Source organism: Massilia atriviolacea, assembly GCF_003953935.1.
In the GTDB taxonomy this organism is placed as follows: domain Bacteria; phylum Pseudomonadota; class Gammaproteobacteria; order Burkholderiales; family Burkholderiaceae_D; genus Telluria_A; species Telluria_A atriviolacea.
In genome coordinates this window covers 476,960-490,218 of record NZ_RXLQ01000003.1, presented here as the reverse complement: position 1 = coordinate 490,218, position 13,259 = coordinate 476,960, and the positions used below count along the sequence as shown (strand labels likewise).

Annotated in this window: 17 protein-coding genes and 1 tRNA gene; 15 read left to right on the top strand and 3 right to left on the bottom strand. The window is 62.9% G+C overall.

The window, feature by feature from the left end; all coding sequences use genetic code 11:
• Positions 1-4: 4 nt before the first annotated feature.
• From bet to EJB06_RS07410, 11 genes are read left to right on the top strand one after another with little or no spacing between them, the layout of a single operon-like run.
• Entirely contained in the window at positions 5-871 is an 867-nt protein-coding gene (bet, locus tag EJB06_RS07460; protein ID WP_126073370.1) for a phage recombination protein Bet, read from the top strand.
• Positions 868-1,521: a lambda exonuclease family protein gene (locus tag EJB06_RS07455; protein ID WP_126073369.1), complete on the top strand. Its 654-nt coding sequence runs from the start codon at positions 868-870 to the stop codon at positions 1,519-1,521. Before bet ends, EJB06_RS07455 begins: the two co-directional genes overlap by 4 nt.
• Positions 1,518-1,739 (top strand): hypothetical protein, encoded by a 222-nt coding sequence (locus tag EJB06_RS07450; protein WP_126073368.1) that lies wholly within the window; start codon positions 1,518-1,520, stop codon positions 1,737-1,739. Before EJB06_RS07455 ends, EJB06_RS07450 begins: the two co-directional genes overlap by 4 nt.
• Positions 1,736-2,197 carry a DUF1367 family protein gene (locus EJB06_RS07445; RefSeq protein ID WP_126073367.1) on the top strand — a complete coding sequence of 154 codons (462 nt, stop codon included), beginning with the start codon at positions 1,736-1,738 and terminating at the stop codon, positions 2,195-2,197. The genes EJB06_RS07450 and EJB06_RS07445 overlap by 4 nt, the downstream gene beginning before the upstream one ends.
• An 11-nt stretch (positions 2,198-2,208) precedes the next feature.
• Complete coding sequence (locus EJB06_RS07440) at positions 2,209-2,565, top strand: helix-turn-helix transcriptional regulator (protein ID WP_126073366.1); 357 nt, start codon at positions 2,209-2,211, stop codon at positions 2,563-2,565.
• Positions 2,562-3,056: a hypothetical protein gene (locus tag EJB06_RS07435; RefSeq protein ID WP_126073365.1), complete on the top strand. Its 495-nt coding sequence runs from the start codon at positions 2,562-2,564 to the stop codon at positions 3,054-3,056. The genes EJB06_RS07440 and EJB06_RS07435 overlap by 4 nt, the downstream gene beginning before the upstream one ends.
• Positions 3,057-3,067: 11 nt before the next feature.
• Positions 3,068-3,583, top strand: coding sequence for a hypothetical protein (locus EJB06_RS07430; protein WP_126073364.1), 516 nt, complete (start codon positions 3,068-3,070; stop codon positions 3,581-3,583).
• Complete coding sequence (locus EJB06_RS07425) at positions 3,580-3,768, top strand: hypothetical protein (protein ID WP_126073363.1); 189 nt, start codon at positions 3,580-3,582, stop codon at positions 3,766-3,768. The genes EJB06_RS07430 and EJB06_RS07425 overlap by 4 nt, the downstream gene beginning before the upstream one ends.
• The gene (locus tag EJB06_RS07420; protein WP_126073362.1) at positions 3,765-4,952 is read left to right on the top strand and encodes a hypothetical protein; all 1,188 of its coding nucleotides are present in this window, start codon (positions 3,765-3,767) and stop codon (positions 4,950-4,952) included. Before EJB06_RS07425 ends, EJB06_RS07420 begins: the two co-directional genes overlap by 4 nt.
• Positions 4,945-5,130: a hypothetical protein gene (locus tag EJB06_RS07415; RefSeq protein ID WP_126073361.1), complete on the top strand. Its 186-nt coding sequence runs from the start codon at positions 4,945-4,947 to the stop codon at positions 5,128-5,130. Before EJB06_RS07420 ends, EJB06_RS07415 begins: the two co-directional genes overlap by 8 nt.
• Positions 5,127-5,381 carry a hypothetical protein gene (locus EJB06_RS07410; RefSeq protein ID WP_126073360.1) on the top strand — a complete coding sequence of 85 codons (255 nt, stop codon included), beginning with the start codon at positions 5,127-5,129 and terminating at the stop codon, positions 5,379-5,381. The genes EJB06_RS07415 and EJB06_RS07410 overlap by 4 nt, the downstream gene beginning before the upstream one ends.
• On the opposite strand, the gene EJB06_RS07405 is transcribed toward EJB06_RS07410, so the two are convergent.
• Together EJB06_RS07405 and EJB06_RS07400 are read right to left on the bottom strand one after the other, a co-directional pair.
• Positions 5,376-6,323 carry a tyrosine-type recombinase/integrase gene (locus tag EJB06_RS07405; protein WP_126073359.1) on the bottom strand — a complete coding sequence of 316 codons (948 nt, stop codon included), beginning with the start codon at positions 6,321-6,323 and terminating at the stop codon, positions 5,376-5,378. The genes EJB06_RS07410 and EJB06_RS07405 overlap by 6 nt on opposite strands.
• Before the next feature lie 153 nt (positions 6,324-6,476).
• Positions 6,477-6,563 (bottom strand) — tRNA-Leu (locus tag EJB06_RS07400).
• 222 nt (positions 6,564-6,785) lie between these two features.
• Here EJB06_RS07400 and EJB06_RS07395 point away from each other — a divergent pair.
• Complete coding sequence (locus tag EJB06_RS07395) at positions 6,786-8,900, top strand: DUF6055 domain-containing protein (RefSeq protein WP_164557825.1); 2,115 nt, start codon at positions 6,786-6,788, stop codon at positions 8,898-8,900.
• Between the two features lie 19 nt (positions 8,901-8,919).
• Positions 8,920-9,372 (top strand): hypothetical protein, encoded by a 453-nt coding sequence (locus EJB06_RS07390; protein WP_126073357.1) that lies wholly within the window; start codon positions 8,920-8,922, stop codon positions 9,370-9,372.
• A gap of 28 nt (positions 9,373-9,400) precedes the next feature.
• On the opposite strand, the gene EJB06_RS07385 is transcribed toward EJB06_RS07390, so the two are convergent.
• A complete protein-coding gene (locus tag EJB06_RS07385; RefSeq protein ID WP_126073356.1) occupies positions 9,401-9,985 on the bottom strand; it encodes a hypothetical protein in 585 nt (194 codons plus the stop codon).
• 302 nt (positions 9,986-10,287) lie between these two features.
• Between EJB06_RS07385 and EJB06_RS07380 the strand changes: the two genes are divergently transcribed.
• Together EJB06_RS07380 and EJB06_RS07375 are read left to right on the top strand one after the other, a co-directional pair.
• Positions 10,288-11,487 (top strand): cation:proton antiporter, encoded by a 1,200-nt coding sequence (locus tag EJB06_RS07380; protein ID WP_229426971.1) that lies wholly within the window; start codon positions 10,288-10,290, stop codon positions 11,485-11,487.
• A gap of 349 nt (positions 11,488-11,836) precedes the next feature.
• The gene (locus EJB06_RS07375) at positions 11,837-13,258 is read left to right on the top strand and encodes an aminotransferase-like domain-containing protein (RefSeq protein WP_126073354.1); all 1,422 of its coding nucleotides are present in this window, start codon (positions 11,837-11,839) and stop codon (positions 13,256-13,258) included.
• Position 13,259 lies beyond the last annotated feature (1 nt).

Here is a 13,259-nt window from a genome sequence, read left to right as displayed (position 1 = left end):
GCACATGAGTAACCTCGCAGTTCAACAGCAAGCCGGCTTGGTGCCGCAGACCGAAGACGACGTAATCCTGGTCCTGCAAAACTCGCTCTACCCCGGCGCGAACATCAACTCGGTCCGCCTGGTGCTCGGCTACTGCCAGGCGGCAGGGCTGGACCCGATGCAGAAGCCGGTGCACATCGTGCCGATGTGGGACGGCAAGCAGGGCGGCATGCGCGACGTGATCATGCCGGGCGTGAACCTGTACCGCACGCAAGCATCACGCACCGGCCAGTTCGCAGGTATGTCCGAGCCAGAGTTCGGCCCCATGATCGAGGAAGTCCTGGGTGGCCAGAGCGTGCGGTATCCGGAATGGTGCCGCATCACCGTGGAGCGCATGCTCGAAGGTGGGACGATTGCCAAGTTCACCGTCATCGAATACTGGATCGAGAACTACGCGGTGAAGGGTGGCAAGGAAAAATCCATCGCGCCAAACGCCATGTGGACAAAGCGCCCACGCGGTCAGATCGCCAAGTGCGCCGAAGCCCAGGCGCTGCGCAAAGCTTTCCCGGAATGCGGCAGCCAGCTTACCGCCGAGGAAATGGAAGGCAAGGCCATGGGCGCCGAGCCTGAGCCGATGGTGGCGATGCATGCCATCACGCAGGATTGGGCCGCAGCCGCCGAGGCGTGCGCCACCACCGAAGAGGTAACGGCCGTCTGGAAGGTGGCGATCAAGGAATTGCAGGCCGCCGGCGACAAGGCCGAATACGACCGGGTGAAGGCTGCCGTCGCCAAGCGCGGCAAGGAACTAACAGCCATCGCCGTCGAGCATGTCGAGCCGATGACCGAAGCAGAAGCGGAAGCCGCCGACCTGGCGCGCGGGGTGCAGCCATGAAATTCATCGAATGCGCCCAGGGCACGCCTGAATGGCACCTGGCCCGCTGCGGCGTGACGACCGCCTCTTGCTTCGCGGACGCGATCAGCCTGATGACCCGGACGTCCGGGCTGCGCAAGGTGGGCGACCCGACCGCCGCCGCCGAGCGCTACGCCGCCGACCTGGCTATCGAGCGCGTGAGCCAGAAGCCGCACGGCGAGCCGCCGAAAGCCTGGGTGCTTGAGCGCGGCCACACGATGGAAGTGTCGGCCCGCATGATCTACGAGGCGCGCACCGGGGCGTTCGTGACCGAGGCTGGCGTCTGCCTGACCGATGACGGCCTGTTCGGATATTCGACCGACGGCCTGGTCGACACGGATGGCCTGATCGAAATCAAGGCGCCCATCGACAGCGCGAAGATTCTGCACATCATCCAGACCGGCGACGTGTCGGAATATTTGCACCAGATGCAAGGCGGTATGTGGATCACCGGACGCAAGTGGTGCGATTTCATCATGTACGTGCCCGATCTGGAAGCCGTCAGCAAAGACCTGTACGTGCGCCGCATCGCCCGTGACGACGAATTTATCGACAGCATGGTCCGCCAGCTTATGCGCTTCCAGGCACTGGTCGACTCCTACGAAAACGTTTTGAGAAAGGCAGTGGCATGAACCCGACGCTTGAAAGAATGCAGAACCTGATGCGCCAGGCCGCCGCCGCGCCACGCGCGCTGTCGCTGGCCGAGCTGGCCGACGACGTGAGTGACGCCGAGCCGACCGACGTTGAAATTGTGGACGTGCTGGTCGAGAGCTTCGACATGACGCGCGGCCAGGCCATCGACCGCCTGAACCACATCGACACCGTTGCGCTGCGGGCGGCCCTGCCATGACTGCCATCGTCCTCACCAAAGCAGCCGGGGGCGCGCTAGTGCCGGTCGATCAGCAGGCGGTCGAGTTCCTGCAAAAGCTCAAGCTCGGCGCCGGCGTCACCGTCGAAATCAAGCGGAACAACAACGTCGCGTTTCACCGAAAGCTGTTTGCGCTCGCCAACTACGCGTTTGAGTGCTGGGAGCCCGGCGAGAAGGAATACAAGGGCCAGCAGGTCGAGAAGCAATTCGACCAGTTCCGCGAGGACATCACGATCCTGGCCGGCTTTTACGAAACGCGCGTGCGCCTCGACGGCACGATCCGGCTGATTGCGAAAAGCTGGTCGTTCTCCAGCATGAACGACGCCGAGAAAGACCGCCTGTACAACAGCATCATCAACGCGGTGCTCAAGCACATCATGCGCGACATGCAGCGCTCCGATCTCGACCGGATTGTCGACCAACTGCTCAGCTTCACCTGAAAGGCAGAGACATGCGCACCCAAAGCAAATTCAGCCCAGCGCAGCACCGGGCAAACACTGACTTAATGCTGGCCTACCTGGAGAAGCACGGGCCGCTGATCGCGCACAACTTGGCTGCGGCAATCGGACTGCCAAAGCCCACGGTTCAAGGCTACCTGTTTCGAGTGATGCGCGCGGGCGAGGCGCACAGCCAGCGGCAGCGCGGAGAGAATGGAAAGGTTGCCTGCGCGCTGTACTGGTTCGGTCCCGGAGATAAGGCGCCGCTCGATATCGAAATCCAGTCATGCCGCACAGTGAAGACCTTCCCAATGCACGCGGTGCGCGACCCCTTGGTGGCGGCGCTATTCGGCCAAGCGGTGCGCTCATGAAGAAGCCGCGCAATAAGCGCTACCGCCCGAAGCCGGTCTCGCTGAACCCGCTGTCCGAGGTCTTCGGCGGCATGAGCGGCGACCACGCCAGCCACTTGCGCGTGCTGAATATCCGGAACCACGCGGCCATGGCGGCGCTGACGACTGGCACGGGCGGCCGGGAAGAATGGGATCTGCTGGTCGGCGCCATCAACATCGCCAACGTGATGTGCGAGCAAGGCATTGGCGACGAGTTCCGCGCCGAGACCATCGCGGGCCGGGATGCGCTGATGGCGGTCGGCAAGCGCGCCATGACCATGGGCCGCTTCGTGTTCCGGGGTGACGAGCTGGCCGCCATGAACAAGGCGCTCGCCTGCCACGACACGCAACTGGAAAACGTCCGCGCCATCGACATCGACCGGGCGTCGAACGAGGTAATCCGCCGCATCCGGCACGGCATTAATTCAACGAACGTGCGCGCCGAGCTGGCGCGCGATGCAGCACAACAATAACGGGAGAGATGATGGATACGAAAGAATTGAAGCGGCTCGCAATCCAAGCGCAATGCGCGCCCGGCACAAATTCCGAGTTGGAGCAATTTCAACAGGAATATTATGACGCACTCGATACGCAAACAGTCTTGGCGCTGATCGCCCGCATCACCGAGCTAGAAGCCGCAGCCGGTGCGCCCGACCTGCGCAGCGCGATTGAGGCAGCGGCAAAAGCAATGGCGCTGTCGGTCGGCTGGGATAAGTGGGACACCGCTACGGATTTCACGCATACCCACAGCGGCAACGATCCCGCAGAAGAAAGAGACTATTTCAGGGGCCTCGCTCGCGCCGCCCTCGCATCGGCTGCGCCAGTTGAGGAGGCCGCGCTGACGGATGAGGAAATTCTGAGAATTGCCGCCAAGAACGAACTCGGATGGGGTGGGGCAGGTAGCGCCGTCGCTCCATTTTCAGTAACGGATCAAGATGCCGAGCCGTATATTTCCTTCGCCCGCGCTATCGAGGCGCGCATCAAGGGAGGGGTGGAATGAGCCCATTCCTTGAACGCAAGGCAGAGCGGATCGCGTATTTTGAAAAGTACGTGAACGGCTGGAAGCAGAAAAAATGCACAGCCTGCAACGGAAGCGGCTACTACGACCATAACGGAAGTCCTCCTTGCAGTGGCTGCGATGGAACCGGTAAAACATTTGAACCACCGAAAAAGGACGCACCATGACCATCCCTATTCAAGCCGCCATCGAGGCGCTGACCCGAATCAAAAATGAATGCATTGCAAATGATGGCCCGAGTGACGATCACGGACACATTCTGGCATCAAATGCCTTGGCCGAAATCGCCGCCCTCCAAGCCGCGCCAGCGCAGGGCAGCATTGATACGCCGGATGAGCGGGCGCTGTTCGAGCGCGAATTCCCCGGCGTGTCGGCATCGTGGAATGGCGCTGATTATGGGGCGAGCCGCTGCCAGCGCATGTGGACCGTATGGCAAGCCCGCGCCCACATCGCCCAGCGTGCGGCCAGCGGGGATGAGGTGACGGGCGATCCGTTGGACTGGCCGATCCCCTGCGATCTTGTCGATGACGCGGTGACGCTGCGCAAGGGCGTGAAGCTGCGCGTGGTGTTGGCCCGCCTCAAGTTTCTATCGGCGCTGGCAAGGGCGCACGGCGCGCAGACTGCCAGCGCGCCAGATGCGCCGGCGGGGGATGATCGCAAGGCATTCGCCGCAGCTTTCCGACAGGTAGACCCTTCCGCGCCGCAGCAGGTCTTGGACATCGCGTGGGCTGGCATCCCCGGTGCTATGTGGCGCGCCGCTCGTGCCGCTGCTGCGCCAGCAGGATCATGGCGCGACAAACTGCGCTGGTCGAAGGCCAACACCGATTACCACGGCATGATCGCGTTCACGCCCGCGCAGCTGGAGCATTTCGTGTCGATGCTGACTGTTGAGCCAGAAACGAATACGGACGATTTTATAGGCGACTTGCAGCGCGAAGCACGCGAAGCAAAGCTGGCCGACTTTGTCGCCGCATCGAAGCCAGCAGAGCATGCGGAGCCAGTGGCGTGGTATGCCGACACGCAGTTAGACGTGAACGAAGACAGCCAGAACGGTCCGGCGCGCTATGTTGCACACCGAGTTTTGGTCGACGGCGCGGAACGGCCGAAGTCAAAAAATGATTGGCATCCTCTTTTCGCCGCCCCTGTAGCAGCAGAGCCAGCGCCGACCGTTCCCGCGCAACCGGCGACGGACCTACGCGCTGCAGTGAAAGCCGCCATCAACGCCCTGGCCGACGAGGTCAACAATTGCGACGAGGATGCGGCCAACGAGAAATTCACGGCGGGGCGATGCGCTGGCATCTTCGACTTGAAGCGCGCGCTCTTGGCGCAGATCGGCGGCGGCCATGAGTAAGGGCAGCGCGCGCCGGCCGGGGCATATACCGGATGACGCCTGGGAGCGGATATTCCACGCGCCCATCGAACCGCCCAAGCCGGAAGCCCACGAGCTGGGCGACGAGAGCGACGGCGCCGAGGTGCCCAGGAAAATAATCGATCTGGATGATGGTGAAGAGAAAGGTGGCTTGATATGAGCGCAGAAGAAATGCTTGAGAAATTGCTCGCACGACTGGCGGCCCAGCCGGCGCCGCTGCCGGTCCAGATCGACGCGTGGGATGTCGAGCACATCGCCCGGTACATGAAGCGGTCGCAGAACACCATTCGCCGCGAGGTGGTTGTGCAGCCCAGCTTTCCGAAGGCTATGCGGCTGCCGGGCGCGGCGCGCGGCCAGGCGCTCTACAAGGCGCGCGAGGTCGTAGCCTGGCTGGAGCGCCAAACGTCATAATTTCGCGGCGATGTCCTCAGCACTTTCGTTATAGTAGATCATCAGTTTGCGGATATCCTTGTGCCCCACCATGCGCGCCAGGTCGAGAACATGCAGTTTCTTGGCTAGGCGCGTAATCGCTTCGTGCCGGGTATCGTGAAACGTCATCCCCTCAATCGAAGTGGTATTCCGAGCCTTGCGGAAATTCGCGTCCAGCAGCTCAGGCGTAACGCCAAAACCTTTCGGGCACATACCCCATAGCTCGACTGCACGCGGCGACAGTGGAACGTGACGAGTATCTCCGTTCTTGGTGTCGCGCACCGTGGCCACCCGCCCGGATACATCACCCGCCCCCAGCTTGCATATCTCCCCTGCCCTCATGGCCGTTTCCAGGGCAAACAGGAAGACCGCCGCCACTTGTTGCAGCCTGGTCTTTGGCGCCTTGTTGTGCCAGCCCAGCGCAACGCACATCTCGCCAATTTCGTCAGGCGTGATCCGCCGAAAACGCGGCTTATTTTCCTCCGGGCGCTTTACATCGGTTGTCGGACTGGCCGTGATCCATTTCCATTCCTTCCATGCGACCATGAAAACGTTCGACAGGAGATTCATTTCTCGCTGCACGGTCGACCCTTGAACCGATTTCAGCCTGGCATCGCGCCACGCGGCCACATGCACCGAGCTCACATCGCGCATCAGCACCGGGCCAAGCGCGCTACGACCAAACGCAGCCAGGCGCAATTTCTCCCACTTGGCGCCTTTCTTCTTTCGCGAAACGTCTCGCTCATATCGGTCGAAGGCGTCTATGCAGGTTTGTGTTGTAGCGCCGCCGCCAACAACGGCCGTTCGCTGCTCGGCCTCCCAGGCAAGCGCCGCAGCCTTCGTGTCAAACGTCCCGGAAGTTCGTTTTCCCTTCACCATTACGCGATGCTGCCACCGCCCATCTACCTTCTTTGGAGCCGCCATTTTGCCAAATCCTTTGCCAATTTTTGGCAAATGGTAGCACCGGAATGGCGTATTTCCGTTAACTTTCGTCAGGAGCGGACGTAAAAAAAGCGCCGCATCCCTCTATGATAGGAGGGATACGGCGCTTTTCGATTATTTCCTGCAAGTATGCTGTGGTGCCCGGAGCCGGAATCGAACCGGCACGCCCTTACGAGCACGAGATTTTAAGTCTCGGGTGTCTACCAGTTTCACCATCCGGGCAGCGGGCAGGATTTTAGCACAGGATATGGTCGATACGGCCACTTTTCCCGTGCACGGGGACGACTCGTGCCGAGGAACGCACGTCCGCCCGGGAAGCCAAGCGCCTTGCGCGAGCCGTCCCAGCCGAAAAAATATCGTTGTAAAAACGCGCCAGAAGTTACCAATACAATAAGTCATCTGATAACATACAATTTCACGTTGTACAACATTACAGGGATGGAAATGACTCAACTGATCCGCAAGACATTGATCGCCAGCGCCAGTGCGCTGCTGGCCTGGAGCGCAGCGCTGCCGGCGTCTGCCGCCGACTGGCCGAGGGGCTACACCAAGTGCGCCACCGAGAAAGAAACCTGCGTTGTCGGTAGCAGCAAGCGCTCCGTGTCGTATGGCGCCAGCGACAAGTGGGTCACTAAAACCCTTTCCGGCAATGTGGCGTGCACCAACGCGACATTTGGCGATCCGATCGCGGGCAAGAAGAAGTACTGTGCGATCGGTCCGCCCACCCCTACGCCTACTCCGACCCCTACGCCTACTCCGACACCCACGCCGACGCCTACTCCGACGCCCACGCCGACGCCGACTCCGACGCCAACCCCGGTGGTCGACGCCGGCACGACCACCACCGTCTGGGCCACCGGCTGCGACACCAGCAAGCCCGCCAGCACGCCGGGTACCTGGACTGCGGGCGGCCCGTCGCCCGACCGCGCGAACTACCGGCTGGTCAAGGAATCGGCGCACTTTGCCTTCTACTCCGACGAACAGGTCTCCGACGCCGACCTCAATCTGGCCGTGACCACGCTCGAAAACACGGTCTGGCACAATCTGTTCAACAGCAACCTGTTCATGCCCGAGCCGTTCTACAACACGGCCACCAAGATCAAGCCATCGATCCACATCCACTCCACCGACGGCCTGACCGCCGGCGGCTGGGCGCGCGACCGGGTCGGCATGTGGGTGGGGCCCGGCGCCCTGAAAGACCACTGGGGCCTGACCCACGAATTCACCCACGCCTGGCAGTACTGGATGGCTTACAACGGCGGTCTTGGCTGCCCCGATTCGAACACCTGCGGCTGGATCGCCGAGAGCCACGCCAACTACACGCCGCACCAGCTGCCCGAGTACAAGAACGAAGCCCACTGCTCCGAGATGCTGGCGAACGCGCCCCACCTCTACCTCGGATCGAGCCGCGACCGCTACTGCAACTGGCAGTTCATGGAGTACCTGAAGGACAAACAGTGCCCGGTCGCGACCAACCAGATCTTCACCACGCCCGGTCCGGACCCGTTCACCAACATCCAGAAGTCGCGCGGATGGAGCATCTCGCAGCTCAACGACTTTTTCGGCGACTGGGCGATGCATAACGTGACGTGGGACTACAAGGCCACGCCCGACGCCTTCCGCAACGCCTATGGCAATATCACCCAGACCGACAAGTCCGAGCGCCTGCACCGCCTGATGCCGCTCGAAGCGCTCGACAGCAACTGGACCGGCAACCGCCGCTTCGTCTCGCCCCACTACGGCGCGCCGCAGCGCTTCGGCTACAACGTGGTACGCCTGTATCCGGCCAGCGGCGCCACCACCGTCAGCGTCAAGTTCCGGGGCGTAAACCAGCCCGGTTCCGATGCCGACTTCCGCTGGGGCCTGGTGGCCACCAACGCGCAGTTCAGCGCGCCGCGCTACAGCGCCTTGCAGAAGGGCCTGGACGGCAACCTGACCTACAAGGTCAATCCGGGCGAACCGCTGTTCCTGGTGGTGACGGCCACGCCCTCGGTCTTCAAGACCATCGTCGCCGAACAGGAATATGGGACCATCTGGCGCTATCCGTACATGATCGAACTGGCCAACGCCTGGCCGCAAGGCTTCCAGAACGGCCAGCGCGATCCATGCCCGACCGGCACCGCACGGCATGCCAACGGCGGCGGCTGCGCGCCGTCGACGACACCGGCCAGCGTCTACGTCGGCCCGTACGCGACGGTCATGGCGGGTAATTCGGTCACCGGCAATGCCCGCATCGAGGACCAGGCCATCATCGCCAACGGCAGCGTATCGGGCGGCACGGTGGGCGGCTTGAGCGTCATCGGCGAGCGCGGTAATAATGGCGACAACGCCTTCATCGTCGGCGGCGCAGCCCAGGTGCGTACCACCTTCTATCCATTGGGATTCTTCGAACGGGCGCAGGTCGCATCGGGCACGCTGAACCTGTACGGCGATGTGGAATACCGTGGCACCGGCCTGAATCTAAGCTCGGGGAATCGCTCCGGCTTCGTCGATGCCGAATCGAGGACGGGACAGGCGACCGATATCAACACCAAGGCAAGGCCGGTGTGGCGCCCGTAAACGGCGCAGCGACGCAGCGATGAACGCTTCCCGGTCCCGCCCCGCTCCCAAACGGTGGCGGGACCGGGCTTTAAATGGCAATAACAATGTCAGCGCCTGCCTGGTCGGCCGCAAGGGCAATGGCGTGTTCGATGCGACCACCTTCGCCAACGACGACGTCTACTTCCCGCTCGCGTCGCCGGTGGAATACACGGTGGAGACGAGCGACAGCGTTGCGCCTGAGGTGAACCCGTTTCATGTCGAGGTGCTTTACCAGGGCGTGAGCAAGGGTGAAGTCAAGATCGCTTACCGCGAATTCATGAATAACCGCACGCGGCCCGCATTCAACCAGGACCTGTCGTACGAACTGCTTGCCTATGGCCCGACGAAGACCGGTTTCAAAGGCATGCGGCTGCGCGTGCTCAAGGCCGATAGCGAAGGCATCGAATATATCGTCGATCGGCCGATTACGCCGGCCACGGTGACGGAGTGAGGGAGTGAGGGAGTGACCTGGCGGCCGCTTACATCTCGGCGCTGTAAATGACGAGCAGGCCTTCCTCCAGCGCGTTTTCGACTACCTTGAGCACGCTGCGCAGGTAGGTAAACAGGTAGTCGGCCGTATCGCCCTCGTCGCCATATACCTGGGTATCGGCGTACGGCCTGCCGCTGACGTAATCGCGCGCCAGCGCGTTTTCGATATCGCCATCGGACAGATGGCCGAAGGTTTCGGCGTCGTAGGCAATCGAGGGATCGGCCCTGAGGGCGGCGAACAAGGCGTTCATCTGCTCGATCACGGCGCGCTGCTTCTGCGCGTCGAGCACCTCGACCAGCGTGGTGCCGTACTCGCCTTCGAAGGCATATTGCTGGCCGCTGTCGGTCAGGAAGGTCAACGCCGGAAAATCGAAGTTGGCCAGGATGTCGCCAAAATAGTAGATCGCATAACCGCTGCGCGTGCTGCCGAAGATGTGATGCAGCTTGTCGGTGCGCGCGCAGGCCACCGCGCCGGGGCCGTGCGCCAGGGCCTCGTAATCCTCGGCGCTGGCGAGCGGCGAGCGGATGCTGGCGGCGGGTGCGGTAAAAATGCGCGTTTCGGATGAGTGGGACATGGGATGGTCTCCGACAGACTGTGGGCGGCGGGGCCGGCGGCAGCACCCACTATACCGCGCCGCGTAATGACGCCACCAGCGCCGCGAACATATTGTTGCCTCCTCACAACTGATCGACAGCCGCCGTCATCGGGCGTCGTACCACTTTCTCATTCCAACATAATTGTTGAATTTGCTCAATTGTTGAGCTAGCATCGGTCTGCGGCACTGATGAAACTTTACTACGTACCGCAGCAAGCAGCGCGAGGGCACATTCGCGCGCATCCCATCACAACAACGAGACAAATCCCATGCACACCGCCATGAACACGACGGAGATCTTCCTCCTCGCGATGCTCCTGATTTTCACCATTCCCTACCTGATCTGGCGCGTATTGAAGACCGATTACTACGCCCCGCTGGTGGTGGTGCAGATCATCACCGGGGTGTTGCTCGGGCCGGGGGTGATGGGTGCAGTTTATCCGGATTACTACAAATTCATCTTCAACCCCTCCGTCATGCTGGCCATGAACGGGATTGCCTGGTGGGCGGTCATGATCTTCGTCATGATCGCCGGCATCGAGCTCGACCTCAAGCAAGCCTGGGCGCACCGCCGCGAAACGACGATCACCTCGGTGCTCGCGCTGGGCGTTCCGCTGGTGTTCGGCGCCGTGGTGGCGGCCGGGATGCTCGGCTACGCCGGCTGGATCGGACCGAAGGCGATGACCTGGCAATTCGTGGTCGGCGTCGGCATGGCCTGTGCGGTAACGGCGCTGCCGATCCTGATCCTGCTGATGGAAAAGCTCGACATCCTGCGCCAGCCGATCGGCCAGCGCATCCTGCGCTACGCCAGCCTGGACGACATTGCCATCTGGGGCGTACTGGCCCTGATCCTGCTCGACTGGGACCGGGTCGGCCGCCAGGTCGGGTTTTTGCTGGTGTTCGGCATCGCCACGGTCCTGTACCGGCGCCTGATGGTCTGGCTGGAGGAGCGCGACCGCTGGTACGTCGGCCTGATCTGGCTGGCGCTGTGCGGTTTCGGGGCCGACTGGGCCGGCCTGCACTTCATGGTCGGCGCCTTCCTGGCCGGCGCGGTGATGGACGCGCACTGGTTCGACCAGGCAAAAATGGACCTGATGCGGCACCACGTGCTGCTGGCGATCATGCCGGTCTACTTCCTGAGCACGGGGCTGCGCACCAACTGGGACATGGGCAGCGCCGCCGTCTTCATCGCCGCCGGGGTGCTGCTGGTGGCATCGGTGGGCGGCAAGCTGATCGGCGCGCACATCGCCGGACGCATTCTCAAGTGGAAAAAGGGTGAAGCGGGGATTATCGGCTGGCTGCTGCAGACCAAGGCCCTGATCATGATCATCTTCGTCAACATCCTGCTCGACAAGCAGATCATTACCAGCGAGACCTTCACCGCCCTGCTGCTGATGGCGATTGCCAGCACGATGCTGACCGTGCCGGTGGTCTACCCGCGCCTGCAACGGATGAAAGAACTGATCTTCCGCAACACCTGAACCCGAACCGCCGCCCACCGGGGTCAGAGCTCTGATTCGAAACTTTTAACATCAAACCAGCAAATTCCTACAACCGGGGTCAGAGCTTTAATTAGCAACATTTTTACAATTGGAGTAACAGCCGTGCCATTGACGGCGGTTGGCGAAAAGGATGCCGGCGCGCATGTCACAGTATTGCTAATTAAAGCTCTGACCCCGGTTGTGCCGGGGCGGTGATGTAACGGTGTTTCGAGTCGGCGGTCTGCCCCCGGTTGGGACGGGGCGTTGGATGGTGGAAAGGCCGGCGCGGCGGATTTGCATTAAGATGCAGCCATTCCGTCTTCCGCCCCCCTCGGGCCGTTGCTGCATCATGAAACTTTACGAGGCGCTTGCGCGCGATATTTCCGAATCGATCCTGAGCGGCGCGCTGCAGCCCGGCGACCGCCTGCCGTCCGTGCGCAAGACCAGCGCCAGCCGCGGGGTCAGCCCCGCCACCGTGTTCGAGGCCTATTACACCCTCGAAGCCCAGGGCCTGGTGCAGGCGCGCGAGCGCTCCGGCTATTTCGTCAGCGTCAGCGCCGAACGCTTGCCGCCGGAACCCGATACCGCGTCGCGCCCCGCAGAAGACGCCCAGCCCCTGGCCATGAGCGAACGCGTCTTCGACCTGCTCGAAACGACCATGCGGCGCGATGTGGTGCCGTTCGGCTCGGCCTTTCCGAGCCCGCTGCTGTTCCCGCTGGCGCGCCTGGCACGCCTGATGAGCACCAGCGTGCAGCAGCTCGATCCCTGGGCCAGCGTCGACGATCTCACCCCCGGCAACGCGCGCCTGCGGCGCCAGCTCTCGCTGCGCTATCTGATCGAGGGCATGACCGTGCACGCCGACGAGATCGTGGTCACCAACGGCGCGCTGGAAGCGCTGAACCTGTGCCTGATGGCGATCGCGCGCCCCGGCGACGCGGTGCTGATCGAGTCGCCCGCCTTCTACGGGTCGCTGCAGGCGATCGAGCGCCAGGGCCTGGAGGCGATCGCAGTGCCGACCCACCCGCGCGATGGCATGGACCTGGCGGCGGCCGAACGCGCGCTGGAGCGGCATCGCCCCAAGGCGTGCTGGCTGATGACGAACTTCCAGAATCCGCTCGGCAGCCTGATGCCCGACGAGAAAAAGCGCGACCTGGTGCGCCTGCTGGCGCGCTACCAGGTGCCGCTGATCGAGGACGATGTCTTCGGCGAGCTGTATTTCGGCGACAAGCGCCCGCTCCCGGCCAAGGCCTTCGATACCGAGGGCCTGGTGATGCACTGTTCCTCATTCTCGAAATGCCTGGCGCCAGGCTACCGGGTCGGGTGGGTGGCGGGCGGCCGCTACACGCGCCAGCTGGCGCGCCAGAAGCTGGCCAGCACCCTGACCACCTGCGCGCCGGCCCAGGGCGCGCTGGCGCTGTACCTGGAAAAAGGCGGTTACGACCGCCACCTGCGCCTGCTGCGCCACACCCTGGCAGCCCAGCAGGCGGTGTTCATGGAGGCCGTGCGGCGCCACTTCCCCGAGGGCACCCGCGTCACGCGGCCCAAGGGCGGTTATCTGCTATGGCTGGAGCTGCCGGGCGCGGTCGACGCCCTGGCGGTGCACGCGGCCGCCCTGGCCGAAGGCATCAGCGTGGCGCCCGGCCCGATCTTTTCGCCGCAGCCGGGCTTCGAGAATTGCCTGCGCCTGAACTACGGCCACCAGTGGGACGCGCACGCCGAAGCGGCGCTGGCCACGGTCGGACGCATCGTGCACGCCCAGCTGCAACGCTAGC

Bases quoted from the DNA above. Each gene is read 5' to 3' on its own strand.
- bet (WP_126073370.1), top strand. From the start codon at position 5: ATGAGTAACCTCGCAGTTCAACAGCAAGCCGGCTTGGTGCCGCAGACC.
- EJB06_RS07455 (WP_126073369.1), top strand. From the start codon at position 868: ATGAAATTCATCGAATGCGCCCAGGGCACGCCTGAATGGCACCTGGCC.
- EJB06_RS07450 (WP_126073368.1), top strand. From the start codon at position 1,518: ATGAACCCGACGCTTGAAAGAATGCAGAACCTGATGCGCCAGGCCGCC.
- EJB06_RS07445 (WP_126073367.1), top strand. From the start codon at position 1,736: ATGACTGCCATCGTCCTCACCAAAGCAGCCGGGGGCGCGCTAGTGCCG.
- EJB06_RS07440 (WP_126073366.1), top strand. From the start codon at position 2,209: ATGCGCACCCAAAGCAAATTCAGCCCAGCGCAGCACCGGGCAAACACT.
- EJB06_RS07435 (WP_126073365.1), top strand. From the start codon at position 2,562: ATGAAGAAGCCGCGCAATAAGCGCTACCGCCCGAAGCCGGTCTCGCTG.
- EJB06_RS07430 (WP_126073364.1), top strand. From the start codon at position 3,068: ATGGATACGAAAGAATTGAAGCGGCTCGCAATCCAAGCGCAATGCGCG.
- EJB06_RS07425 (WP_126073363.1), top strand. From the start codon at position 3,580: ATGAGCCCATTCCTTGAACGCAAGGCAGAGCGGATCGCGTATTTTGAA.
- EJB06_RS07420 (WP_126073362.1), top strand. From the start codon at position 3,765: ATGACCATCCCTATTCAAGCCGCCATCGAGGCGCTGACCCGAATCAAA.
- EJB06_RS07415 (WP_126073361.1), top strand. From the start codon at position 4,945: ATGAGTAAGGGCAGCGCGCGCCGGCCGGGGCATATACCGGATGACGCC.
- EJB06_RS07410 (WP_126073360.1), top strand. From the start codon at position 5,127: ATGAGCGCAGAAGAAATGCTTGAGAAATTGCTCGCACGACTGGCGGCC.
- EJB06_RS07405 (WP_126073359.1), bottom strand. From the start codon at position 6,323: ATGGCGGCTCCAAAGAAGGTAGATGGGCGGTGGCAGCATCGCGTAATG.
- EJB06_RS07395 (WP_164557825.1), top strand. From the start codon at position 6,786: ATGACTCAACTGATCCGCAAGACATTGATCGCCAGCGCCAGTGCGCTG.
- EJB06_RS07390 (WP_126073357.1), top strand. From the start codon at position 8,920: ATGAACGCTTCCCGGTCCCGCCCCGCTCCCAAACGGTGGCGGGACCGG.
- EJB06_RS07385 (WP_126073356.1), bottom strand. From the start codon at position 9,985: ATGTCCCACTCATCCGAAACGCGCATTTTTACCGCACCCGCCGCCAGC.
- EJB06_RS07380 (WP_229426971.1), top strand. From the start codon at position 10,288: ATGAACACGACGGAGATCTTCCTCCTCGCGATGCTCCTGATTTTCACC.
- EJB06_RS07375 (WP_126073354.1), top strand. From the start codon at position 11,837: ATGAAACTTTACGAGGCGCTTGCGCGCGATATTTCCGAATCGATCCTG.